The organism is Sinomicrobium endophyticum (genome assembly GCF_052983315.1).
In genome coordinates this window covers 61,535-84,560 of sequence record NZ_JBRKIS010000022.1, presented here as the reverse complement: position 1 = coordinate 84,560, position 23,026 = coordinate 61,535, and the positions used below count along the sequence as shown (strand labels likewise).

Below are 23,026 nucleotides of genomic sequence, written 5' to 3'. Positions count from 1 at the left end.
TAAGATTGATTTCCAAGGAAACCATAGACAAAGTTTTTGAGACCGCCCGGGTAGAGGAGGTCATCGGCGATTTCGTGCAGTTAAAAAAATCAGGTTCCAATTTTAAGGGGTTAAGTCCCTTTACCGACGAACGGACGCCCAGCTTCATGGTGTCTCCGGTAAAACAGATCTGGAAAGACTTTTCGTCGGGCAAAGGGGGAAATGTTGTTGCTTTCCTGATGGAACACGAGCATTTTACCTATCCGGAAGCTATAAAATACCTCGCGAAAAAGTACAATATAGAGATAGAGGAGACCGAACAGACCGACGAGCAAAAACAGCAGGCGGATGAAAGGGAAAGTATGTACCTGGTCAGCGAGTTTGCCAGGGATTATTTTGAAAATGTCCTCTGGAAGACCGAGCCCGGGAAGGCCATAGGGCTTACGTACTTTAAGGAGCGCGGCTTTACGGACGGGACGATAAAGAAATTCGGACTCGGATATTCTCCCGATGAATGGGAAGTGTTCACGAAAGAAGCCCTTGCAAAAGGATATCAGCTGGAATTCCTGGAAAAAACGGGATTGACCATTGTCAAGGAAAATGAGGGTGGTACGGGCCGGAAGCAATTCGACCGCTTTAAAGGGCGGGTAATGTTTCCCATTCAGTCCATGAGTGGCAGGGTGCTGGGTTTCGGAGGAAGGATACTTACCAACGACAAAAAAGCGGCCAAGTACCTGAATTCCCCGGAAAGTACCATCTATCACAAAAGTAAGGTGCTTTACGGTATATACCATGCCAAACAGGCCATAGCGAAACAAGACAATTGCTACCTGGTGGAAGGGTATACCGATGTTATCCAGTTTCACCAGAGAGGTATAGAAAATGTGGTAGCCTCCAGCGGAACTGCACTGACACCGGAACAGATAAGACTTATACACAGGCTCACCAACAACATAACGGTTCTTTTTGACGGGGATGCGGCGGGGCTGCGGGCATCGGTCCGTGGAGTGGACCTTATCCTCGAACAGGGAATGAATGTAAAGGTCTGTGCATTCCCCGAAGGAGAAGATCCGGACAGCTTTGCCAGGGCAAATTCGCTGGAAGAAATAAAACAATATCTCGGAGACAACGCGAAGGACTTCATCCGTTTCAAAGCCTCCCTGCTTATGGAAGAGGCAAAGGACGACCCGATACGGAAGGCGGAGACCATAAGAGATATAGTAAATAGTATTTCCAGGATACCCGACAGGATACAGCGCGAGATCTACGTACAGGAATGTTCCAGGATCATGGACATTTCGGAAGAAGTCTTATTCAATACCCTGGCGCAGATAGGACGAAAAGAAATAGCGGATGCCGACAAAAAAATCAGGAAAGAACGACAGGGGAGGGCTTTTGAAGTAGTAAAAGATTCGCGGGAAAAGCTGGAAAAAGTGGATCAACAGTATCTTCTGGAGCGGAAGATCATAGAGGTACTGATGCTATACGGAAGAAAAAAGGAAGAATTTGAGGATTTTATACTCAAGCAGGATGATGAAGGAGAACTGAAACTGGAACGGGTAGTACATAACAGTCTCGTTTTTGAGAAAATATTCCTGGATTTACAGGAAGATGAAGTAGAACTGAGTAATCCCGTTTTCCGGAAAATATATCCGCAGCTTATACAACAACTCAACGAGCAGGAAGGATTTTCCGTGAAGAGTTTTGTGCATATGATGGAAAATGATGTTGCGGATGAGGTGACATCCATTCTTATGGAAGAAGAAAAGTATACCTTACACCGGTGGGAGGAGCAGGATATCCTTGTTAAAGACAAAACGGACAGTATAGCCCAGCTGGTCAGTGAAACCGTTTTGAGTCTCCGGTGTTTTCTGATAGACAAGCGGGTCGCGGAACTCCAGGAACAGACCCGGGAAAACAAAGATGGTAATTCAGAAATCCTGGAGGAGATCATAAATTACCATCAGTTAAAAAGGTTGCTGGCTCAAAAGCTCAACAGGGTGCTGTAATTAAAAAAACTTCTGGGGCACCGTTTTAGTATAATTCCAGGGCTTTGGCCTGTTGCAGCATGTCTACCATGTTATCTACATTCAGTTTTCTCATAAGACGGGCCTTGTAAGTGCTCACGGTCTTTTCATTGAGTCCGAGTTCTTCTGCTACATATTTGTTTCTCTTCCCTTCTGCGAGAAGTTTTAATACTTCTACTTCTCTTGTGGAAAGTTTGCGAAAGAATTTACGGGGTTTGTTCGTACTCTCGTCAAAGGCCAGACGCTGAGCGAGTTCATTGGTAATGAACAATCCGCCATTGGCAATCTTGGTTATGGCTTCGGAAAGCAGAGAGGTGTCCGCATCTTTGGAAAGATATCCCGAAGCACCTGCACGAAGTGTGCTCAATGCGTAAACATCTTCAGATTCGGAACTGTAAATAAGAACTTTGGCCTGAGAGTATTCCTTCTTTAATTGGCGCAAAGCTGTGATTCCGTTCACTTCCGGAATATTCATTTCCAGAAGGATAATGTCCGGGCTAACTTTGGGTAAAACTTCGAAAAGTTCGGAAGTCGTACGTACTTTAGCCACTATTTCAATTTCTCGATTGTTGCTGAGGGCTGCAACAATACCATCTTGTACTACCGGATGGTTGTCGGCAATTAATACTTTAATCATGATGATTTGTTTTTATTTAGGATTAGTTAGGTTTTTCACAAACCATCGCGAGTAAGTAGGAAATGGTGCCAAAGCACAATTGGGGGTAAGAGGGTATAAATGTAATTAAAAAAATTATCTTATGCAAAAATAAAGAAAAATATTTCGTTTTTTTTTATACTTAAAGCCCTACATTCGTCAGTAATTATGGTGTTAAAATACAGTTAATTATTACATATACTCCAAGGAATACAAAGCTTCGGAGTGTATACTGATCAAAAACAAGCGTGTTTTTTCGGTTATTGATAAATATAGAAGATCGGGGGCTTGCAAAAAAGCAGAGGCAATCTATTTATAAGATTGCCTCTGCTGTATTATGACTTTAATTCTTTTGGTATTTCACAAACGGGTATCGGAATCATCTTATGCTTGTTGGCGGTATTGAAGCGCTTGTAAATCTGCAATACCTCTTTTTTTCTTCCTTCAAAATCGACGGACTTTTTACCTTCGGCATCCATCTTCATGGCCCATTCCAGTTCCGGATAGGTGGCCCCTATCTGGTCTTCATCCGTACGGTCATCTCCCCATAAACCATCGGTGGGAGGCGCCACAAGTATTTCTTCGATAATTCCAAGATGTCTGGCTACTTCATAAACTTCCGTTTTTAACAGATCTGCTATAGGGCTGAGGTCTACTCCGCCATCGCCGTATTTGGTATAGAATCCTACACCGAAATCTTCCACTTTATTTCCCGTACCCGCTACGAGGTAATTATGCAACGCGGCAAAATAGTAAAGGGTGGTCATCCGGAGCCTCGCCCTGGTATTTGCCAGGGACATAAACCTTTCTTCTTCACTGTCTACAGGAGGAAGGCTATTAACAAGACTGTCAAAAACCGGGGTGAGGTTAACGGATTGCATACTTACCTGGTCGTAGTTTTTTTGCAGCCATTCTATGTGTTTTAATGCCCTGGTCACCTGGTTTTCTGCCTGGTGAATAGGCATTTCCAGGCATAAAAGGGGTAATCCTGTCCTCGCACATAAAGTTGAGGTTACCGCAGAATCGATACCTCCGGAAATACCTATGACAAAACCTTTGATTTTGGCGTTCTCCGCATAACTTTTTAACCAGTGGACAATATGATCGATTACTTTTTCGGTTTTCATTCCGTAATAGTTTATTCTGTTTACCTTTGCCTGCTGTTAGGCCGGATAAAATTATTAAAAAGATTGGTCGATAATAAATGGTAATTTCACGCCTATGCGAAAAATTGTGATATTTTTATTAGTGATCCCGCTGGTTTTTTCCTGTAACCGGAAAGACCGCCTGGAAGAAGAGATAGAGCAGATTGATGTGAAAGTACAGGTGAGCAGGTTTGATCTGGAATTTTCCAAAGCTACTCCCGAAACCCTCCCGCAACTGAAATCCGATTATCCTTTCCTTTTTCCTCCGCAATATACGGATAGTGTGTGGATAGAAAAAATGAAAGATACCGTTCAGCAGGAACTTTCGGATGAAGTACAGAAAAAGTTTCCGGATTTTTCCGGGCCGGCTACCGGGATTCGTTCCCTTTTTCAACATATAAAATATTATTTTCCCGACTTTGAGGAACCCCGGGTGGTGACGCTTATTTCGGAAGTAGATTACAACAATAAAGTGATCTGGACAGATAGTTTGCTGTTGGTGTCCCTGGATACCTATCTGGGTAAAGACCATCCTTTTTACAATGGAATTGCCGGCTATCTGAGTAAAAACTTTTCCGAAGAGAACATTGTTCCCGATGTGGCCTCCGCGTATGCCACGCGCCAGGTGCCTCCGGACAGGGACAGAAGCTTTCTGTCGGCAATGGTGCGGGCAGGCAGGGAACTCTACCTGAAAGACCTCCTCATTCCATCGGTGTCCGACGCATTGAAAATAGGGTATACCGAAGAAGAGATGGTGTGGGTAAGGGCCAACGAAAGGGAAATATGGCGCTACTTTGTGGAGCGTAGCCTGTTGTATGCAACAAACACGAGATTAAAGGACCGCTTTATAGAACCCGCCCCTTTTTCGAAGTTTTACCTGGATATAGATAATGAGTCCCCCGGTGAGGTAGGCCGCTTTATCGGCTGGCAGATTGTCCGTGCTTATATGCAAAACAAAGATGTATCTTTGCAGGAAATGTTGAACACCCCGGCGGAGGATATTTTTAAGAGATCGGGCTACAAACCTGAAAAATGAGGGATATCCCCATTAACCGGGCATTATTGAAGTGCAAACCGAATTAACAAAGAAGAAAAAGAAAATGGCAAAAACACATAGATCCGATATAAATATATCCGTAGAACTCGATGAAAACAGGGTTCCGGAAAAGCTGCACTGGTCTGCCCAGGACGGCGGTGTTAACAAAGAAGAGGCCAAGGCCATGTTCTTGTCTGTCTGGGACAGTAAAAACCAGGAAACACTGCGTATTGACCTGTGGACAAAAGATATGCCGGTAGATGAAATGAAAGTGTTCTTTCATCAGACCCTTGTGGCGATGAGCGACACGTTCAACAAGGCAACACAGGATGAAAAAATGACCGCAACCATGCGCGATTTCTGTGATTATTTTGCGGAAAAACTGGAGTTGAAGAAGTAAACGGGACCCTACCGGCCGCTGCTGTTGACTTCGCGGTTAATGCTATCTATGTATCCGAGGAGTTCTTCCTGTCCGCGGCCGTCCGAAGATGAAGTGATGAAGTGCAAGGGGACTTCTTCCCAGGCGCCCTCCAGCATCTTTGCAAAATATGCCTGCGTGTTTTTTTCCGCTGCCTTTGGTTTCAGTTTATCCGCTTTGGTGAATACGATGGAAAAGGGTATATTGTTTACTCCCAGCCATTCCATAAATTCCAGGTCTATATCCTGCGGCTCATGCCGTATATCTATCAGAACAAAAGCACATACCAGCTGCTCCCGCTTTTCAAAATAGTCTGTGATAAATTTCTGGAAGGTCTTTTTGACTTTTTTGGATACCCGGGCATAGCCATATCCCGGAAGGTCCACTAAAAACCAACGGTTGTTTATCCGGAAGTGGTTGATGAGTTGTGTTTTTCCCGGTTTTCCGGAGGTTTTTGCCAGTTGTTTTCTGCCCGTCAACATGTTTATCAACGAGGATTTCCCTACATTAGACCGCCCTATAAAAGCATATTCGGGTATGGGTTCGGAAGGGCATTTGCTTACATTCGTGTTGCTGATTACAAATTCTGCCGTGCGTATCTGCATATTTAAAAATTTCGGGCTTTCAGCCATTTTTCCAGAAGCACATTAAATTCGTCCGGGTGTTCCATCATCGGGGCGTGGCCGCATTGGTCTATCCAGAACAGTTCCGAATCCGGCAGCAAACTGTGAAATTCTTCTGCTACATTCGGAGGCGTTACATTATCGTTCTTTCCCCAGATGATACATGTCGGGGTAAGCATGTGCGGAAGGTCCTTTGCCATATTGTGCCGGATGGCGCTTTTGGCAATGGAAAGGGTTTTTATCAGTTTGGAACGGTCGTTTACCGTAGCGTAAACTTCATCTACGATCTCCTTGGTGGCTACCTTCGGATCATAAAAAACATCTTCACTTTTTTTCTTGATAAACTCATAATTTCCCCGTTTCGGATAACCGTCGCCCATAGCGCTCTCATAGAGTCCGGAGCTCCCGGTGATAACCAGTCCCTTGACTTTTGACGGGAACATTTTAGCGTGTAAAAGACCTATGTGACCGCCCAGGGAATTCCCTAAAAGAATGACCTGGTCAAGTTCCTTGTATTCTATGAATTGTTCGAGGTATTTCGCAAAACTCTTTACATTGGTGCGTAAAAGAGGTTTTTTGTATATAGGCAATTCGGGCACTATAATTTTATATCCTCTTGTGGAAAAGTGCGAGGTCACACCGTTGAAGTTGCTCAATCCCCCCATTAAACCGTGGAGGATAATCATCGGCGTGCCTTCTCCGACCTCTAAATAAGAATATTTTCCTTCTTTCTTTATGTCGTGTACCATCAATAGGTTAGTTGTTATTCTAAGATAGCAAATTTACATAAAATTGTTTCACCGCAAATTTTACTTCCCTGCTCCTGTCATATTTTATTAAAAATCGGGGATTTATGGCCTTTAAGGGCATATATTAGGGCTAGGATAATTCAACTTCGTATAGGTGAATAAATAACGCAATCTGTAAGGGTATTATATTAAAAAGGACTCGCTTAACGAGTGTTTGTCATCTCCGTTACTCCTAAAAACATCCATTAAAACGTGTATTTCGCCGGAAAAATCGCAAAACTTATCAACAAAGTGGTAGAAAGTGGTAGAAAGTGGTAAATAATTCCATATATTTGAAATATGTAAACCACAGAACCTTACGGTTTGATAATGAACAACTTCATAGGGACATACGAGTGTAAAGCGGATGCCAAAGGAAGGGTGATGCTTCCCGTTGCACTCAAAAATCAGCTTTCGCCGGTTTTGCAGCAGGGATTCGTGCTCAAAAGGGCCGTGTTCCAGTCGTGCCTTGAATTGTATCCGATGGAAGAGTGGAATGTGTTGATGGAGAAGATGAACAAACTGAACAGGTTTAAGAAAAAGAACAACGATTTTATTCGCCGTTTTACAGCCGGTGTTAAAATAGTGGAAGTGGATGCTACGGGGCGGTTGCTAATACCTAAAGACCTGGTGGCGTTTGCGGGGATCGATAAAGAAATAGTGTTGTCTTCGGCCATTAATATTATTGAGATTTGGGACAAAGATAAGTATGAACAGGCAATTGACGATGCAGCTGTAGACTTTGCCGATCTGGCCGAAGAAGTAATGGGTAACGAAGAAGAGGATGGAATATCATAAGCCCGTATTGTTGCAGGAATCTGTAGATGGACTGCAGGTGAAGGAAGACGGAGTTTACATAGATGTAACTTTCGGGGGTGGCGGACACTCCCGTGAAATATTGAGCAGGCTGGGAGAAAAGGGGAAACTCTTTGCTTTTGATCAGGATGAGGATGCCTGGGGAAATGCACTGGAGGATGAAAGGTTTGTGCTGATCCGCGAAAACTTCCGGTATGTAAGACGTTTTTTGAGAGTGTATGGTGTGCGGCAGGTGGATGGTGTACTGGGAGATTTCGGAGTGTCTTCACATCAGTTTGATGTTCCGGAAAGAGGATTTTCTACCAGGTTTGCAGCCGGACTGGATATGCGGATGAGCAAAAAAAGTGAATTGTCGGCCTACAATGTGGTAAATGATTATGACGAAGGACGTTTGCGCGAAGTGCTGAGTTTGTACGGAGAGCTGAAAAATGCCCGGGCCATGGCCAGGGCGGTGACAGAAGCCAGAGAAAAGGCGCCTGTGAAAACCACGGAAGAACTGAAAGAAGTGCTGAGGCGGTTTTTGCCCAGGAATAAAGAGAATAAGATATTGGCCCAGGTGTACCAGGCCATCCGAATAGAGGTGAACCGGGAGATAGAGGTGTTGCGGGAGTTTTTGTTGCAAATGCCGGAGTTGCTGAAACAAGGAGGAAGGTTGAGTCTTATAAGCTATCACTCCCTGGAAGACAGGCTGGTGAAGCGGTTTATACGTAGCGGAATGTTTGAAGGAGAGCCGGAAAAGGATTTTTATGGGAATGTAGAAGTTCCTCTTAAAAAAGTAGGAGGGTTGATAGTGCCGGATGCAGCGGAGATAGAGCGGAATAATCGTGCCAGGAGCGCCAAGCTTCGGATAGCGGAGAAGATTTGAGAAGGTTAAAAAAGCGAACATTAAATAAATATTAGGAAATGAGGAACAGGCTGATGGACATACTGAAGGGGAGATTCCTGGTTAGTGAAGATGCCGTGAAGAACTGGAGGTTTATCCTGTTTGCATCTGTTCTTGCCGTATTTATGATTGCCAGTTCACACAATGTGGATAAAAAAGTGCATGAAATAGCAAAACTCAATGACGAAGTGAAAGAATTGCGCAGTGAATATGTGGATACCAGGGCGACGATGCAACAGATGAAACTCGAATCCACTATTATGTCCCGTTTAAAAGATAAAGGGTTGAAACAATCGGAAACAGCACCGAAAAAAATAGTGATTTTGGAAGGCCGGTAAAACGGGTGGCCATTCCGTACGGAAAACAGATTTTTTAAAAAAGGATCCATGCCGATAACAGAAAAGAAAATATTGCACAGATTGTACTTTGTCGCCGGGGCTATGTTCCTGTTTTCTTTGGCTGTAGCCGTAAAACTTGTGTTTATCCAGGTAGACGGAGAAGAGTACAGGCAGATGGCAGAGGAACGTACCATCCGGAATTTTACGATCCCGGCAAACCGGGGCAACCTGTATTCGGACGATGGCAGCCTGCTTGCTACATCCGTGACGAAATATGACATTCGGTTTGACGCAATGACCGTTTCTGCCAAGAATTTTGAAAAAAACCTCAAACCCCTTTCAGATAAGTTGTCTGCCATGCTCGGCAGGCCTTCTTCGTATTACCAGCAAATATTCCGGAAAGCCAGGGCCAATAAAAACCGGTATCTGCTGGTGGCAAGAGATCTCGGTTATGCCGAATATATCCGGATCAAGAATTTTCCACTCTTCGAACTCGGACCTTATAAAGGAGGGATTATTGTAGAACAACATGTAGAACGGGAACATCCGTTGGGAAAAATGGCGGAAAGAAGTATCGGGTACGAACGCCTGGACGGGGAAGGAAACGCTTTGCGGGTAGGTCTTGAAGGCGCTTATAGCGAATACCTGAGAGGAAGAGAAGGCAGACGCCTGAAGCAACGTATCGCAAAAGGACAATGGAAACCGATAAGCGATAATAACGAAGTGGAGCCCAGGGACGGCTATGATGTGATCTCCACCATCGATATCAACATACAGGATATAGCACACCACGCCCTGTTGCTGCAACTGGAAAAATACAAAGCGGAACACGGAACCGTAGTGGTAATGGAGACCAAAACAGGAGAGGTGAAGGCTATTTCCAATCTTGGCAGGACAGAGGATGGGAAGTATTATGAAAAGCTGAATTATGCCATAGGGGAATCTCATGAACCGGGATCTACGTTTAAACTGATGGCTCTTGCTGTGGCGCTGGACGATAAGGTGGTTGATACCAGTGATATTGTGGATACCGAAAAAGGTACTATATATTATCATAGGAGGAGAGTCAGGGATACTAAGACAGGGGGTCATGGAAAGATAACCATTTCCAGGGCCTTTGAGGTATCGTCCAATGTTGGGGTAGTGAGGACCATTCATGACCATTACAGCGATAACCCCGAACGGTTTGTGGGAAAACTCCGTGATATGGGACTCGATAAGCGATTGGGGCTGTCTATTAAGGGAGAAGGGAAACCTTATATCCCCGATCCAAAGAACAAAAAACAATGGAGCGGTATAACTCTGGAGTGGATGGCATTCGGTTATAATGTTTCACTCACGCCGCTTCAGACACTCACTTTTTATAATGCCATAGCAAATGATGGCCAGATGGTGAAGCCACGGCTTATAAAAGAAGTAAAAGAGTGGAACAAAACCATTCTGAAATTTGATAAAGAAGTGATCAATTCGCAGGTATGTTCGCCGGAAACCATAAGCAAGTTGCAGGAAATGATGAAGAATGTGGTGCTTCGGGGAACAGGTAAGCGGTTGTATTCTCCTAATTTTTCCATGGCGGGAAAAACGGGGACAGCCCAGAAAAACTACGGTCAGAAAAAAGAAGGGAAATTACAGTATATATCGTCATTTGCCGGCTATTTTCCTGCTGACGATCCCAAGTATTCCTGTATCGTAGTCATTCATGAGCCCGACAAGAGTGTCGGTTACTACGGCGCGGATGTGTCCGGGCCCGTATTCAAGAGTATAGCACATAAGATTTATACGAATTCCCCCCTGATGGATGAAGTAAAGGATCTGGAGAATGATAAAGAGGAGACCGATAAGGATTACCAGTCTTACTACGCCAAGGCACAGAAACGTCTGGAGATTGTACCCGATGTCATGGGAATGAGTGGTATGGACGCTATTCCGCTATTGGAAAACCTGGGATTAAAGGTTAAGGTGGTCGGAAACGGAAAAGTAAAAAAACAATCTATATCCGGAGGAAAAAAAATCATCGCGGATCAAATTATAGTATTAGAACTGTCGTAGCAGATGAACGTACTAAAGGACATATTGTATAAAGTGCCTATAGATGCCGTTACCGGAAATACTTCGGTTGCGGTAAACGCGTTGTGTTTCGATTCGAGAAAAGTATCTCTTAACGATGTTTTTGTCGCCATAAGAGGTGCGGAATCGGATGGGCATGCTTATGTAGAGGGAGCTGTTAAAAATGGCGCCGTAGCTGTAGTTTGCGAAGAAATACCGAAGAATATCGTTAACGGAGTTACTTACGTGCAGGTGGCGGATACACATTCTGCCCTGGCTATCATGGCTTCCAACTATTACAGGAATCCTTCGGCAAATCTCAAAATGGTAGGGATAACCGGTACAAACGGTAAGACTACCATTGCAACACTTTTGTATCAATTGTTCCGCAGGGCGGGATACAAAGTTGGCTTGCTTTCTACGGTAAAAATACTTGTGGACGATAAAGAGTACAAGGCAACACACACTACGCCCGATCCGGTTACTATTAATCATTACCTGGACCTTATGACCCGGGAAGGTGTGGAGTATTGTTTTATGGAGGTGAGTTCACATGGTATAGCCCAGAAAAGAACGGAAGGATTGCAATTTACCGGAGGGGTATTTACCAATCTTACGCACGATCACCTGGATTATCACAACACTTTCGCCGAGTACAGGGATGTAAAAAAATCCTTTTTTGATCATCTGCCAAAAAGCGCTTTTGCACTGACTAATGTAGATGATAAGAACGGTATTGTGATGATACAGAATACCGCAGCTAAAAAATATACCTATGCCCTGAAATCTTATGCGGATTACCGGGCAAAAATACTGGAAAACCAGTTTGGGGGACTTTTGTTGAAAATAAGGGAGAATGAAGTTTGGGTGAAACTCATAGGGAAGTTCAATGCGTACAATATGCTGGCTATTTATGCCACGGCCGAATTACTGGGATTGGAAGAAATAGAGATACTCCGGCTGCTGAGTGAACTCGATAGTGTAAAAGGGAGGTTTCAGTATTTTATATCCGGGAGAAAAATAACCACTATTGTCGATTACTCACACACTCCCGATTCTCTTAAGAACGTGCTGGAAACGATAAACAGCATCCGTACGGGAAACGAAGAACTGATAACCGTAGTGGGGTGTGGCGGAGACAGGGACAAAAGCAAAAGACCTGTGATGGCGGCAATAGCGTCAGAGTTGAGTACCAGGGTGATTTTTACATCCGATAACCCCCGGACAGAAGATCCCGAAGCTATAATAAGAGATATGGAAAAAGGAGTGGAGCCTCTGAATTTTAAAAAAACACTCTCTATTACAGATAGAAAACAGGCCATAAAAGCAGCATGCCAGATGGCGGAAAATAACGATATCATTCTTATTGCCGGTAAGGGGCATGAAACCTACCAGGAAATAAACGGTGTGCGGAAAGATTTTGACGATTTCAAAATAGCGGGGGAAATGATGAAGGAGTTACAGAAGTAGTCCTTCTCACCCGGTTGAGATAGTAAACAAAAGCAAAAACAGTAAAAAACAAATAGCTTAAATGCTTTATCATTTATTCGAATACCTGAGTAAACACTACCAGATCCCCGGATCGGGACTTTTTCAGTTCCTTTCGTTCCGTGCGGCAATGGCTATCATATGCTCCCTGCTTATATCTACCATTTTCGGGAAACATATCATCAATTTTCTTCGCAGGCAACAGGTAGGAGAAACGGTGAGGGATCTCGGGTTAAAGGGACAGACCGAAAAGGCCGGTACGCCAACCATGGGAGGAATTATCATTATCCTGTCTACCCTTGTGCCTGTATTGTTGTTTGCCAAGCTGAATAATATTTATATCATCGTATTGCTCGTAACTACCGTATGGATGGGAGCAATCGGTTTTGTGGACGATTATATCAAGATATTTAAAAAAGACAAAGAAGGGTTAAAAGGCAGATTTAAGATCCTCGGTCAGGTAGGGCTCGGTATTATTGTAGGTGCCACCTTCTATTTTCACCCGGAAGTTACTATCAAACAAGATCCCAAAGCGGATAATACGGAAATAGTAACTACTGCGGGTACCGTGGGAAATGAAGGGGAGAAATCCACAAAAACAACCATCCCCTTTGTCAAAAATAATGAACTGGATTATTCCAGGATCATAGCGTGGACCGGGGAAAACTATAAAGATTACGCATGGCTGGTATTTATCCCTATCGTCATATTCATTGTTACGGCGGTTTCCAACGGGGCGAACCTCACCGATGGTATAGACGGGCTTGCGGCAGGCTCATCGGCCATAATTGTTATTGTTCTGGGGTTATTTGCCTGGGTTTCCGGTAACATTATCTTTTCCGATTACCTGAATATCATGTATATACCCCGCGTGGGTGAACTGTCTGTATATATCGCTGCTTTTGCAGGAGCGCTGGTAGGTTTTCTTTGGTATAATACATACCCTGCCCAGGTTTTTATGGGAGATACCGGAAGCCTTACCATAGGGGGGATCATCGCCGTAATAGCTGTGGCTGTAAGGAAAGAATTACTCATTCCTGTGCTGTGCGGCATTTTTCTGGCGGAAAACCTGTCTGTTGTATTGCAGGTAGGTTATTTTAAATACACCAGGAAAAAATATGGAGAAGGTCGGCGTATATTTTTAATGTCGCCCCTGCATCACCACTACCAGAAAAAAGGGTATCACGAAAGCAAGATCGTAACCCGGTTCTGGATCATAGGTATTATGCTTGCTGTTATTTCTATCGTAACCCTGAAAGTAAGATAGGCGAAATGATCGAAAAGCGAAGTAAAGGCCGAAAAAAAACCGGATTGGTAATACTGGGCGGAGGAGAAAGTGGTGTAGGTACTGCCATACTTGGAAAAAAAGAAGGTTTTGAGGTTTTTGTTTCCGATAAGGGAACTATAAAAGAGAAGTATAAAGACGTTCTTAAACAACATGAAATAGAATGGGAAGAAGGTGGGCATACCGAGGAAAGAATATACGGTGCCGACCTGGTGATGAAGAGTCCGGGGATACCGGATAAAGTGCCACTCATCCGGGAGCTGGCCGGCAGGGGAATTCCGGTGATATCCGAAATAGAATTCGCTGCGGGCTATACCAACGGACAGTTGATCGGGATTACCGGGAGTAATGGTAAGACCACGACAACCATGCTTACCTATCACCTGCTGAAAAGCGAAGGCCTCAACGTAGGTATGGCCGGGAACATAGGAGATAGCTTTGCGCAGATGGTGGCCGAAGATGATAAAGCACATTTTGTCCTGGAGATCAGTAGTTTTCAGCTGGACGGAACAGAACACTTCCGGCCGCATATAGCAGTGATCACCAACATCACCCCCGACCACCTGGACAGGTATGAGTATAAATTCGAGAACTATATAGCATCGAAGTTCCGGATAACAAGGAATCAGACAGAGGAAGATTACCTCATTTACGATGCCGATGACGAAGAGATAACCGACTGGCTGAAAAAGCACCCCGTAAAGTCCCGGCTATTGCCCTTTTCCCTGGAAAAGGAGATAAGTAACGGCGCTTATGTAAAGGAAAATAAAATAATACTAACTATAGATAACGATCAGATAACTATGTCAACAGACACATTAGCATTAGAAGGGAAGCACAACATAAAGAATACCATGGCGGCTTCTCTGGTAGCCCACCTGGTGAAAGTAAGAAAAAAGACCATAAGGGAGAGCATGGAAAATTTTCAGGGGGTGGAACACCGGCTGGAAAAAGTACTGAAAATCCAGAATGTACAGTACATAAATGACTCCAAAGCGACTAATGTAAATGCTGCTATGTATGCCCTGGACAGTATGTCTGCTCCTACGGTCTGGATCGTCGGGGGAGAAGATAAGGGAAATGATTATACCGTACTCATGCCTTTGGTGCGCGAAAAGGTAAAAGCGATCATCTGTCTCGGAATAGACAACACCAAGATCATCGAAACTTTCGGTAAAGTGGTAGACCTGATGGTGGAAACCCAGTCTATGGAAGAAGCGGTGAAGATCGCATATAAGATCGCTGAGAAAGGGGATAACGTATTGCTTTCTCCTGCATGTGCCAGTTTTGACCTGTTTCAGAGTTACGAAGACAGGGGGAACCGGTTCAAGGAGGCGATAAAACAATTGTAAAAAAAATACCGGTCCCTTGACCGGATGCTAATATGTAAACGTTGATTCGGGTTGCAATATATCCGGAAGAATTGATAAACGACGACAAACCGGAAAGAATGCATAGTATATTTAAAAATATAAAAGGAGATAAAACCATATGGGCTGTTGTGGCTTTGCTGGCGGTACTTTCCTTTTTGCCGGTATACAGTGCCAGTTCCAACCTGGTGTATGTGGTGGGGAAAGGGACTACTGTAGGGCATTTGCTGAAACACGGCCTGTTGTTGTTGTTGGGGTTCGGTATTATTTTCGGTATGCACCGCATACCGTACAGGTATTTCAAAGGCCTGTCCATTATAGCAATGCCTGTAGTATTTTTACTGCTGGTGTATACCCTGGCACAAGGTAATACCATAGATGGTGCCAATGCCAGCAGATGGGTTCGCATACCATTCGTAGGAGTTAGTTTTCAGACCTCTACGCTGGCCACGGTGGTATTACTGATATATGTGGCCAGGTACCTGTCCAGGATCAAAGATCAGGAAGTGACTTTTAACGAAAGCCTGTTGCCGCTTTGGGTGCCGGTTTTCCTGGTGATGGCATTGATACTGCCTGCAAACTTCTCTACGACTGCTATCCTGTTTTTTATGGTGTTGGTACTGTGTTTTTTGGGAGGGTATCCTATGAAGTACATAGGAGCAATAGTAGGTGTAGGTGTCTTTTGTCTGTTGATTTTTGTTTTGGTCAATAAAGCATTCCCCGACCTGTTGCCCAACAGGATAGATACCTGGGTGAATCGTATAGAAAATTTTACCAACGGAGAAGATACCGAAGCCGATTACCAGATAGAGAAGGCAAAGATTGCCATAGCAACCGGTGGAGTTTTAGGTGTTGGTGCAGGTAAGAGTGTTATGAAAAATTTCCTGCCGCAGAGTTCCTCCGATTTTATCTATGCCATTATAGTGGAAGAATACGGCCTGGCAGGGGGATTGTTATTGTTGTTTCTGTATATGTTATTGCTGTTCCGTATAGTCATAGTGGCTTATAAGGCCGATTCCGTATTCGGAAAGCTCGTGGTGGTCGGTGTGGGGCTGCCCATCGTTTTTCAGGCATTGATCAATATGGCGGTTGCTGTGGAATTGTTTCCGGTGACCGGGCAAAACCTGCCGCTTATCAGTACGGGGGGTACTTCCATATGGATGTCCTGTATGGCATTAGGTATTATTTTGAGTGTCAGCGCCAAGCGCCAGGAAGTTGTGGAGCAGGCGGAAGTGAAGGTAGAAGAGGAAGAACAAAACCCATTGGAGATTTTAAGTGAGCAATTATAAGTTTATCATATCAGGAGGAGGTACCGGAGGGCATATTTACCCGGCAATTGCTATTGCCAACGAGCTGAAGGCACGTTACCCGGATGCAGGGTTCCTTTTTGTAGGAGCCAGCGACCGGATGGAAATGGAAAAAGTACCCCAGGCCGGATACGAAATAGAAGGATTGTGGATATCCGGGATACAGCGGAAGCTGACGCTTAAAAACCTGCTGTTCCCGTTTAAATTGATAAGCAGTTTGTGGAAAGCTACCAAAATAGTGAACAAATTTAAACCGGATGTAGTTATTGGTACCGGGGGTTTCGCCAGTGGTCCGCTTTTACGGGTAGCTTCGAAGAAAGGCATACCCTGTGTGTTGCAGGAGCAGAATTCCTATCCGGGGATTACCAATCGTTTACTGGCTGGTAAAGCACGAAAAATATGTGTGGCTTATGACGGGCTTGAAAGGTTTTTCCCTGCGGAGAAGATTATAAAAACGGGAAATCCCGTACGGCAGGATCTACTGGATGTCAGCGCAAAAAGAGCGGAAGCGCAGGCGTTTTTTCAATTGCAGCCGGGTAAAAAAGTGCTGCTGGTGCTGGGAGGCAGTCTGGGAGCCAGGGCTATAAACGAACTGGTGAAGGAGCAATTAGCCCTTTTCCGTGAAAAAGATGTTCAGGTATTGTGGCAATGCGGGAAATTGTATTATGAAGAATTTAAAAAATACGCGGATAATACCGTCCGGGTGCATGCGTTTATAAACGAGATGGCCCTGGCTTATGCTGCGGCTGACATGGTTATTTCCAGGGCTGGTGCCGGTTCGGTTTCCGAACTTAGTATAGTCGGGAAACCGGTGATATTTATTCCTTCACCGCATGTTGCGGAAGACCATCAGGCAAAGAACGCTATGGCTATAGCAGAAAAAAATGCTGCCATCCTTATCCGTGAAAAAGACCTGGATGCGGTTTTTGAGAAAGAATTTACCGCTCTTATCGCTTCGGAAGAAAAGCAAAAAGAGCTCGGAGATAATATTCGTCAGCTCGCTTTGCCGGATGCCACAGGGGATATAGCGGACGAGATAGAAAAATGCATGTTAGGAAAGAAATGATGACCGGGAAAATTCCGGTCAGAATAAATAGAAAGAAACAGTAGAAACCGTAAATGAATCTGAAGACCATACATAACGTCTATTTCATAGGTATAGGAGGTATAGGAATGTCCGCTCTGGCCCGTTATTTCAAATTTATCGGGAAGAACGTGGGCGGCTATGACCGTGTCTCCACCGATATAACCACCGAACTGGAAGATGCCGGTATGGCAGTGACCTTTAAGGACGATGCAGAAGAGGTTCCGGAGGAGTTCCGGAATACGGTAGATACCCTGGTGGTGTATACGCCGGCCATTCCGAAGGACAGTGCCCTACTCAGATATTTTACCGAAAGAGGTTTTGAAGTAAGCAAGCGTGCCCAGGTGTTGGGGTATATCACGGCAGGTTCTTTCTGTTATGCGGTAGCCGGAACACATGGTAAAACAACTACTTCCGCGATATTGACCCAGGTGTTGCAGGAAACGGGAACGCCTATTACTGCATTTCTCGGAGGAATTTCCGAAAATCTGAACAGCAATTTTCTGCTCGAAGGGGATAAAATAACCGTGACCGAAGCAGATGAGTTCGATCGTTCTTTTTTGCATCTTGCACCGGATATCGCCTGTATCACCTCTATAGATGCAGATCACCTGGATATTTACGGGGACAAGGAGGAAATGGAGCGTACCTTTAACGCTTTTGCCGGGAAAATAAAACCGGGAGGTAAACTTATTGTTCGGTATGGACTACCGCTTCAGGGTATTACGTACGGAATAGAAGCCGAAGCAGATTATGCGGTAGAAAACCTGGAAATCCGGGACGGAGGATATGTTTTTGATATTCGTACGCCGCAGGAACTGGTAACCATGGTGAAATTCGGTAAGCCGGGAAAACACAATTTATTGAATGCTCTGGCGGCGTTTGCCATGGCGGTGGAAGGAGGAACACCCGCAGGGGAAGCGGCAGATGCGTTGATTAGCTTTAAAGGAGTAAAGAGGCGGTTTTCCTATCAGCTGAAAACCGATTCCGTAATCTATGTTGACGACTATGCCCATCACCCCGCAGAGATCGAAGCCGTATACCAGGCCGTAAGGGAGATGTACCCCGGTAAAAAGGTCCTGGCTGTTTTTCAGCCTCACCTGTATAGCCGTACCAGGGATTTTATGGAAGAATTCGGCAGAAGCCTTTCCGGTTTTGACGAAGTGGCCCTGCTGGATATATACCCCGCGAGGGAAGAGCCGATAGAAGGTATTACTTCCGATCGCCTGCTCCATGAAATAGATAACGAAAATAAATGGCTGGTAAGCAAACAAGAATTGTTATCCCTGTTGAAAAAGACAGATGCACAGGTAGTGCTGACGCTAGGCGCAGGAGATATAGGCCGGGAAGTGGATAAGATAAGAGAAGTGCTGTCAGAAAAAGAGAAGAAATAAGCGGTTTTTGCAAAACCGGCCCGTAAAAGAATTAAAAATAAAATAGTAACCGATAAAAAGCAGAGGCGTAAATATCCGTAACATGCGAAAAGTAGTATACATAATAAAGTTTTTTTTCGTACTTATAGTGCTGGTATTTCTGTATTCTTTTGCAAATCAAAGACATAGTAAGAAAACGGTAAATAGTGTTAATGTGGAATTTCTGGACGGAGACAACTTGTTTGTTACCTATCCTATGGTTAATAAATTGTTAATACAAAATGCGGACTCTGTCCCGAACATACCTAAAGAAAAATTAGTTTTGAATAAGTTGGAGGATATTCTGAACTCTAACGAAATGATACAGGATGCCCAGGTCTATCTTACTGTAAACGGGCAACTTGGTGCAAAGATAAAACAAAGAGAACCTATAGCCCGTGTAGAAGGACAGGCTTCGTTTTATATAGACAGGAATGGAAAGCGGATGCCTCTTTCTCCTGTGCATACGGCACGTGTACCATTGGTTACGGGGCAAATGAACGAGAATGATCTGGAAGATGTCTATATGCTGGTGAAGTATATAAATGAAGACAGGTTTTTAAACAGGAATATTGTAGGAATACACAGAACGGGACCGGGATACGAACTGAAGCTGCGAACGGACGACTTTACCATTGCTCTGGGAAATACGGACAACCTGGAACAGAAGGTCGTTAATTTTAAGGCATTCTATCAAAAAGCTTTAAAGGACAACTCTCTCGGAGCGTACAAAAAAGTGGATCTGCGATTCAATGACCAGGTGGTGTGCACCAAAAAGTAAGATATGGAACAGGAGAAATACGCAATAGGATTGGATATAGGAACCACGAAAATCGTGGTAATGATCGGCCGCAAAAACGAATACGGCAAGATAGAGATATTGGGCATAGGGAAAGCGAAAAGTCTTGGTGTCCATAGAGGGGTGGTAAATAATATTACCCAAACCATTCAGTCTATCCAACAGGCGGTGCAGGAGGCGGAAAACAATTCCGGGAAACGGATAACCGAAGTGGTGGTGGGGATTGCCGGACAGCACATACGAAGCCTGCAGCACAGTGATTATATTACACGTCCGAATTCGGATGAGGTTATTGACGAAATGGATGTGGACAGGCTGTGTAACCAGGTGTATAAGCTGGTGATGCTTCCCGGTGAGGAGATCATACACGTATTGCCGCAGGAATATAAACTGGACGGGCAATCCGAGATAAAAGAGCCTGTGGGAATGTACGGGGGCAGGCTCGAGGCCAATTTCCATGTGGTGGTAGGACAGGTATCTTCCATTCGCAATATAGGCCGTTGTGTCAAGAGTTCCGGGCTGGAATTGTCCGGTATAACGCTGGAGCCCCTGGCCTCGGCAAATGCCGTATTAAGCCGGGAAGAAAAAGAAGCCGGTGTGGCACTTATCGATATAGGAGGCGGAACAACCGACCTGGCAATTTTTAAAGACGGTATTATCCGCCACACTGCGGTGATACCTTTCGGAGGTAATGTAATAACCGAAGATATCAAGGAAGGCTGTTCTATCATAGAAAAACAGGCAGAACTCCTTAAAATCAAATTCGGGTCTGCATGGCCCGGAGAAAATAAAGACAACGAAATTGTTTCCATTCCCGGTTTAAGGGGAAGGGAACCAAAAGAAATAACCCTGAAAAACCTCTCTAAGATCATACATGCCAGGGCAGTGGAGATTATAGAGCAGGTGTATATGGAAATAAAGAATTACGGGCATGAGGACCAAAAGAAAAAACTCATTGCCGGTATTGTACTGACTGGTGGAGGAAGCCAGTTGAAGCACTTGAAACAACTGGTGGAATACATTACGGGAATGGACACCAGGATTGGGTACCCCAACGAACACCTGGCCGGAGATTCCGATCCCGAAGTTGCCAGTCCCGTATATGCCACGGCCGTGGGCCTTGTAATGAATGCCCTCGACCGGCAGGAAAGAAATTTTATAGAAGAAAAAATTGTAGAAAAAGGTATTGAAACCGATCAACAACAATCCCAGCAACCAACCAATGATGAGCCCGAAACTATATCACAACCAAGGAAAGATCGGAAGTCTTTCCTGGAAAAATGGTCTGATAGAGTGAAAGATTTTTTAGACAATGCAGAGTAAAAAGCAGTATTGGCTAAAGGAAAATATTTTAAAACCTGTAAACAAGAATTATGAGTAGCAACACAGATTTTGGAAACATCTCATTCGACATGCCTAAAAACCAGAGTAATGTAATCAAGGTTATCGGTGTTGGCGGTGGTGGCAGCAATGCCATAAACCACATGTTTCAACTGGGTATTAAAGGCGTCGATTTTGTAGTGTGTAACACGGATTCGCAGGCTTTGGACAACAGTCCTGTGCCAAATAAGATACAACTCGGGGTTTCTCTCACCGAAGGGCTGGGAGCAGGGGCCAATCCCGATGTGGGAGAAAAATCGGCCATAGAGAGTTTCGAAGAAATAAAAAGCATGCTTGACAGCAATACCAAAATGCTTTTTATAACTGCCGGTATGGGTGGTGGTACCGGCACCGGGGCGGCTCCTATTATAGCCAAAATGGCCAAGGAACTGGATATCCTTACTGTAGGTATAGTAACCATACCTTTTCAGTTTGAAGGTAAAACACGTAACGAACAGGCCCGGAGAGGAGTGGAGAACCTGCGTGCACATGTAGATTCACTTGTAGTGATCAATAACAATAAACTTCGGGAAGTATACGGCAACCTTGGTTTTAAAGCAGGTTTTTCCAAGGCCGATGAAGTATTGGCAACAGCATCCAGGGGGATAGCGGAGGTTATTACCCATCACTATACACAAAACATTGACCTCAGGGATGCCAAGACCGTTCTGTCCAACAGTGGTACCGCCATTATGGGTTCTGCATCCGCATCCGGAGGCAACAGGGCACAGGATGCCATTATCAAGGCATTAGATTCCCCGTTGCTCAACGACAACAAGATCACCGGAGCCAAAAACGTACTGCTACTTATCGTTTCGGGCGGAGAGGAGATCACTATAGACGAAATAGGAGAGATCAACGATCATATTCAGAATGAAGCCGGTCACGGAGCCAACATCATTATGGGTGTGGGAGAAGACGATACTTTGGGAGACGCTATTTCGGTTACGGTAATTGCTACAGGTTTTGATATAGAGCAACAACACGAGATCGTAAATACCGAGGCTAAAAAGATAATTCACACACTGGAAGACGAACAAAAAGCAACACAGGAGCTCACTCCCAATAAAACTTTTTCCACGATGAATTTTCCCGGACAGCAGGCCAAATCTGCTCCGAGGGAAGAAAAGGAACCAACCGTAAAACACACACTTACGGATGATGCGCCCGAGGATTTAAAAAAAGGACCGGACCTGGTCTCTACGACAGACCTTATCCGGAACATAAACGTCATATATGATGAAGTTTATGCGAAGGAAGAAGACTTTGTTATTATAGATACGACCGAAAATATCCGGAATATAGAGGTAGAAGCCGAAGAGGTTAGGATGAAAGAGCAGCAAAAGCAGCAACAGACAATGCTTTCTTTTGATATGCCTTTAAGCAATAAACAGGAGAACCCGGAAGCAAAAAAGACCGGACAACCGGAAAACCGCGAGGAGAAAACCAATGTGTTTACTTTTGATATGGACCGGGACACAAGGAATTTTGATGTAAAAGACCATGTGGAAGTCGTTCCTGTGACCGAAGTATCCGAAGAAGGGGTAAGACGGTACAGCCTGGATGATTATATGGAAATGGAAAGCCGGCTTTCCAGTGCCAAACCTGTGCAAAAGAAGTCTGAAATCATAGATAAGGAGCTCGCTATCGAAAAGAAAGTGGTAAATGAACCGGAACAACAAACCCAAAACAGGGAAGTAGATCCTTTTAATACCTCTATCGAAGATAGCCTGAAACTAAGAGCAGAAGAACGAAGAAAAAAACTCAAGGAGTTTAATTACAAGTTCAATAACAATGCCACCAAAATCGATGAGATCGAAAAGCAGCCGGCTTATAAAAGAATGGGCGTGGAATTGCACGAAAGGACATCCGAAGACGGTACGTCCAGGATTTCCGTAGGAAAGGACAGTAATGATGATGTACAGTTACGATCTAACAATTCTTTCCTGCATGACAATGTGGATTAAAGAAAATGTTGTTCCCGGGACACCTTTTTTCAGATAAGTCCCGGAGAACAGATAGTATAGGGTTAAGTTATGCTTTAAAGAAGTTAAACGTTGTGTGTTTTTCAAAAACCATGACGTTTAACTGTTTTTAGGAGGGCAGTCAAAAAATCTTATAATTTTTAGATACACGTTTTGTAATTC

Annotated in this window: 20 protein-coding genes; 16 read left to right on the top strand and 4 right to left on the bottom strand. The window is 44.3% G+C overall.

Annotated features, from left to right (window positions below; genetic code table 11):
- The first annotated feature begins 5 nt into the window (after positions 1-5).
- Entirely contained in the window at positions 6-1,988 is a 1,983-nt protein-coding gene (gene dnaG / locus ACVBDU_RS07475) for a DNA primase (RefSeq protein ID WP_447179141.1), read from the top strand.
- A gap of 25 nt (positions 1,989-2,013) precedes the next feature.
- On the opposite strand, the gene ACVBDU_RS07470 is transcribed toward dnaG, so the two are convergent.
- Together ACVBDU_RS07470 and nadE are read right to left on the bottom strand one after the other, a co-directional pair.
- The gene (locus ACVBDU_RS07470) at positions 2,014-2,643 is read right to left on the bottom strand and encodes a response regulator (protein WP_447179140.1); all 630 of its coding nucleotides are present in this window, start codon (positions 2,641-2,643) and stop codon (positions 2,014-2,016) included.
- A gap of 353 nt (positions 2,644-2,996) precedes the next feature.
- Positions 2,997-3,788 carry an NAD(+) synthase gene (gene nadE / locus ACVBDU_RS07465; RefSeq protein WP_447179139.1) on the bottom strand — a complete coding sequence of 264 codons (792 nt, stop codon included), beginning with the start codon at positions 3,786-3,788 and terminating at the stop codon, positions 2,997-2,999.
- A 94-nt stretch (positions 3,789-3,882) separates the two neighbouring features.
- Between nadE and gldB the strand changes: the two genes are divergently transcribed.
- Together gldB and gldC are read left to right on the top strand one after the other, a co-directional pair.
- Entirely contained in the window at positions 3,883-4,842 is a 960-nt protein-coding gene (gldB, locus tag ACVBDU_RS07460; RefSeq protein ID WP_447179138.1) for a gliding motility lipoprotein GldB, read from the top strand.
- A gap of 64 nt (positions 4,843-4,906) precedes the next feature.
- Entirely contained in the window at positions 4,907-5,242 is a 336-nt protein-coding gene (gene gldC, locus ACVBDU_RS07455) for a gliding motility protein GldC (protein WP_447179137.1), read from the top strand.
- A gap of 8 nt (positions 5,243-5,250) precedes the next feature.
- Here gldC and yihA read toward each other — a convergent pair whose 3' ends face one another.
- Together yihA and ACVBDU_RS07445 are read right to left on the bottom strand one after the other, a co-directional pair.
- Positions 5,251-5,865 (bottom strand): ribosome biogenesis GTP-binding protein YihA/YsxC, encoded by a 615-nt coding sequence (yihA, locus tag ACVBDU_RS07450; protein WP_447179136.1) that lies wholly within the window; start codon positions 5,863-5,865, stop codon positions 5,251-5,253.
- A gap of 2 nt (positions 5,866-5,867) precedes the next feature.
- Complete coding sequence (locus tag ACVBDU_RS07445) at positions 5,868-6,632, bottom strand: alpha/beta fold hydrolase (protein WP_447179135.1); 765 nt, start codon at positions 6,630-6,632, stop codon at positions 5,868-5,870.
- A gap of 369 nt (positions 6,633-7,001) precedes the next feature.
- Here ACVBDU_RS07445 and mraZ point away from each other — a divergent pair, with 369 nt between their 5' ends.
- The 13 genes from mraZ (at position 7,002) to ftsZ (ending at position 22,846) form a co-directional block, all read left to right on the top strand.
- The gene (gene mraZ, locus ACVBDU_RS07440; protein ID WP_447179134.1) at positions 7,002-7,469 is read left to right on the top strand and encodes a division/cell wall cluster transcriptional repressor MraZ; all 468 of its coding nucleotides are present in this window, start codon (positions 7,002-7,004) and stop codon (positions 7,467-7,469) included.
- On the top strand, positions 7,456-8,352 hold the full coding sequence (gene rsmH, locus ACVBDU_RS07435; protein WP_447179133.1) for a 16S rRNA (cytosine(1402)-N(4))-methyltransferase RsmH: 897 nt from the start codon (positions 7,456-7,458) through the stop codon (positions 8,350-8,352). Before mraZ ends, rsmH begins: the two co-directional genes overlap by 14 nt.
- Positions 8,353-8,390: 38 nt before the next feature.
- A complete protein-coding gene (locus ACVBDU_RS07430) occupies positions 8,391-8,708 on the top strand; it encodes an FtsL-like putative cell division protein (protein ID WP_447179132.1) in 318 nt (105 codons plus the stop codon).
- Positions 8,709-8,756: 48 nt separating this feature from the next.
- The gene (locus ACVBDU_RS07425) at positions 8,757-10,757 is read left to right on the top strand and encodes a PASTA domain-containing penicillin-binding protein (RefSeq protein WP_447179131.1); all 2,001 of its coding nucleotides are present in this window, start codon (positions 8,757-8,759) and stop codon (positions 10,755-10,757) included.
- A 3-nt stretch (positions 10,758-10,760) separates the two neighbouring features.
- The gene (locus ACVBDU_RS07420) at positions 10,761-12,224 is read left to right on the top strand and encodes a UDP-N-acetylmuramoyl-L-alanyl-D-glutamate--2,6-diaminopimelate ligase (RefSeq protein ID WP_447179130.1); all 1,464 of its coding nucleotides are present in this window, start codon (positions 10,761-10,763) and stop codon (positions 12,222-12,224) included.
- Positions 12,225-12,285: 61 nt separating this feature from the next.
- On the top strand, positions 12,286-13,509 hold the full coding sequence (mraY, locus tag ACVBDU_RS07415) for a phospho-N-acetylmuramoyl-pentapeptide-transferase (RefSeq protein ID WP_447179129.1): 1,224 nt from the start codon (positions 12,286-12,288) through the stop codon (positions 13,507-13,509).
- 5 nt (positions 13,510-13,514) lie between these two features.
- Positions 13,515-14,879, top strand: coding sequence for a UDP-N-acetylmuramoyl-L-alanine--D-glutamate ligase (murD, locus tag ACVBDU_RS07410; RefSeq protein WP_447179128.1), 1,365 nt, complete (start codon positions 13,515-13,517; stop codon positions 14,877-14,879).
- A gap of 98 nt (positions 14,880-14,977) precedes the next feature.
- Positions 14,978-16,186 (top strand): FtsW/RodA/SpoVE family cell cycle protein, encoded by a 1,209-nt coding sequence (locus tag ACVBDU_RS07405; RefSeq protein WP_447179127.1) that lies wholly within the window; start codon positions 14,978-14,980, stop codon positions 16,184-16,186.
- The gene (gene murG, locus ACVBDU_RS07400; protein WP_447179126.1) at positions 16,173-17,270 is read left to right on the top strand and encodes an undecaprenyldiphospho-muramoylpentapeptide beta-N-acetylglucosaminyltransferase; all 1,098 of its coding nucleotides are present in this window, start codon (positions 16,173-16,175) and stop codon (positions 17,268-17,270) included. Before ACVBDU_RS07405 ends, murG begins: the two co-directional genes overlap by 14 nt.
- A gap of 53 nt (positions 17,271-17,323) precedes the next feature.
- Complete coding sequence (gene murC / locus ACVBDU_RS07395; RefSeq protein ID WP_447179125.1) at positions 17,324-18,682, top strand: UDP-N-acetylmuramate--L-alanine ligase; 1,359 nt, start codon at positions 17,324-17,326, stop codon at positions 18,680-18,682.
- 82 nt (positions 18,683-18,764) lie between these two features.
- Positions 18,765-19,481, top strand: a complete 717-nt coding sequence (locus ACVBDU_RS07390; RefSeq protein ID WP_447179124.1) for a cell division protein FtsQ/DivIB — start codon at positions 18,765-18,767, stop codon at positions 19,479-19,481.
- Between the two features lie 3 nt (positions 19,482-19,484).
- Entirely contained in the window at positions 19,485-20,822 is a 1,338-nt protein-coding gene (gene ftsA / locus ACVBDU_RS07385; RefSeq protein ID WP_447179123.1) for a cell division protein FtsA, read from the top strand.
- Between the two features lie 50 nt (positions 20,823-20,872).
- Positions 20,873-22,846, top strand: coding sequence for a cell division protein FtsZ (gene ftsZ / locus ACVBDU_RS07380; RefSeq protein ID WP_447179122.1), 1,974 nt, complete (start codon positions 20,873-20,875; stop codon positions 22,844-22,846).
- Positions 22,847-23,026 lie beyond the last annotated feature (180 nt).